The organism is Dietzia sp. SYD-A1 (genome assembly GCF_015356725.1).
In the GTDB taxonomy this organism is placed as follows: Bacteria; Actinomycetota; Actinomycetes; order Mycobacteriales; family Mycobacteriaceae; genus Dietzia.
The window spans coordinates 1-2,107 of sequence record NZ_JADDKI010000589.1 but is presented as its reverse complement, the minus strand read 5'-3'; the positions used below and the strand labels follow the sequence as shown (position 1 = coordinate 2,107).

General features: G+C 72.4%; 3 protein-coding genes. All 3 read left to right on the top strand.

What is annotated here, in order from left to right; all coding sequences use genetic code 11:
* The first annotated feature begins 128 nt into the window (after positions 1–128).
* Positions 129–797, top strand: coding sequence for an HAD hydrolase-like protein (locus tag IY392_RS17375; protein ID WP_107756159.1), 669 nt, complete (start codon positions 129–131; stop codon positions 795–797).
* On the top strand, positions 787–1,263 hold the full coding sequence (locus IY392_RS17370; protein WP_107756158.1) for a low molecular weight protein-tyrosine-phosphatase: 477 nt from the start codon (positions 787–789) through the stop codon (positions 1,261–1,263). Before IY392_RS17375 ends, IY392_RS17370 begins: the two co-directional genes overlap by 11 nt.
* A gap of 31 nt (positions 1,264–1,294) precedes the next feature.
* The coding region (locus IY392_RS17365) for an SURF1 family protein (protein ID WP_194861913.1) at positions 1,295–2,107 on the top strand (813 nt) is incomplete at its 3' end.

Below are 2,107 nucleotides of genomic sequence, written 5' to 3'. Positions count from 1 at the left end.
GGCCCACGTCCGTGCTCGGGTCCGGTCGGGGTTCCGGGCGCGGCGCTCATGCACGGCAGCCTAGGCGGCGGGCCGGCGGCGGCGACGGGGCGGGACGCGTGGCGACCCGGGTCTGGGAGGATGACCACATGCCCGATCGCCCTGTCCTGCTCGTCGATCTCGACGGAACCATCACCGACTCCCTGGACGGTATCGCCAAATCCCTCCGTCACGCGCTCGACACCGTCGGCGCCCGGTGGGACGACTCCCGTGACATCCGGTCCATCGCGGGCCCGCCGATGCCCGACACCCTCGCCTCGCTGGGACTCGAGGGCGCGGATCTGCAGCGGGCGATGGGCGCTTACCGCGAGCGCTACGGCGAGGTGGGGTGGCTCGAGAACGCCGTCTACGAGGGAATGGACGAGTTGCTGAGCAGCCTGGCCGGCCAGGGCTTCCGGATGGCCGTGGCGACGAGCAAGGACCAGCGGGCCGCGCGGCGGATCCTGGAGCACTTCGGACTCGACGACCCCTTCGAGTTCATCGGCGGGGCGGACCTGCGTGTCGGCCGGTCGGCGAAGGCCGACGTGATCGCGCATTCGCTGGCCGCCGTCGGGTTGGACCCGGTCCCCGAGGCCGACGGGGGTACCGAGAGCGTCCTCATGATCGGCGACCGCGAGCACGACGTGGCCGGGGCCGCCCGTTACGGCATCCCCACGGCGATAGTGCGCTGGGGCTACGGCAGCCCCGAGGAGTGGGCCGATGCCCGCTGGTCCCCGGCGGACACGAACGAACTGGAGGGGATCATCCATGCCTGGTGAGCGGCCCGTCCACGTGGTCTTCGTCTGTACCGGCAACATCTGCCGCTCCCCCATGGCCGAGGTCATGGCCCGCCACGCGTTCGCCGGGGCCGGGTTGGGCGATAGGGTCACCGTCTCGAGCGTGGGCACCGGCGGGTGGCACGTGGGGGACCCGATGGACCCGCGGGCGGCGGCCGAACTGCGGTCCCACGGGTACGACGACACGCACGTGGCCGCGCAACTGGCCCCGGCCGACCACACCGCCGACCTGGTGGTGGCACTCGACCGCGGCCACCGCGACCACCTCCTCGACGCCGGGGTCGAGGATCACCGCATCCGCCTCCTGCGGGGTTTCGACCCCGCGGCGGACGGTCACGACGTAGCCGACCCCTACTACGGGGACGACGACGGCTTCACCCGGACCCGTCTCCAGATCACCGGGGCGCTCCCCGGGTTGGTGGCCGAGGTGCGTGCCCTCCTGGCGTAGCGGGTCCGGACCCAGCGGATACCCTGGTGCCATGCGGAGTCTGCGGCGCTTTCTGAGTCCCGGCTGGCTGATCGGTCTGCTCGCCGTGTCGCTGTTCGCCTGGGCGTGCTTCGCGTTGCTGGCCCCGTGGCAACTGGGCAAGAGCGAGGATCTCGACGCCCGCAACGCCCGCCTGGCGGAGTCCATCGAGGCCGCCCCGGCACCGTTCGGGCAGGTGGTCGACGGCCCCGAGGCGTTCGCGGAGCGCGAATGGCGGCTGGTGACGCTGGACGGTCGGTGGCAACCCGACTCCGAGGCCCTGCTGCGTCTGCGCGCGGTCGACGGCGAACCGGTCTACCAGGTGCTGACGGTGTTCGAGCCGGTTGACGGGCCGGCGATCCTGGTCAACCGTGGCTATGTTCCCGTCGGCGAGAACAACACGGTGCCCGACTACGCCGCCGCGCCGGGTGGGCCCGTCGAGATCACCGCGCGACTCAGGGCCGCGGAGAGCGGTCAGGTCGAGCCGGTCCTCGTCGACGGGCTCCCTGCCGTCCGCGTCCTGGACCCCGCGGTCCTGGGCGACGCCCTCGACCACACACTCATCCCCGACGGGTATCTCCAGCTCACAGGGGACCAGCCCGGATCACTGACCCCGGTGCCCATCCCCGGAATCGAGAACGGCCCGTATCTGTCCTACGGGCTGCAGTGGCTCGCCTTCGGTGTCCTGGCGCCTCTCGCCCTGGCCTACTTCGCCTGGGCTGAGATCCGGGCGCGTCGTCGCGAAACCGAGGCGGCCGAGGCGGACGAGACGTCCACGGCACCGCCGCCCGGAGGCTCGGGCGACGGCTCGGGCGACGGCCCGCCC

Bases quoted from the DNA above. Each gene is read 5' to 3' on its own strand.
- IY392_RS17375 (WP_107756159.1), top strand. From the start codon at position 129: ATGCCCGATCGCCCTGTCCTGCTCGTCGATCTCGACGGAACCATCACC.
- IY392_RS17370 (WP_107756158.1), top strand. From the start codon at position 787: ATGCCTGGTGAGCGGCCCGTCCACGTGGTCTTCGTCTGTACCGGCAAC.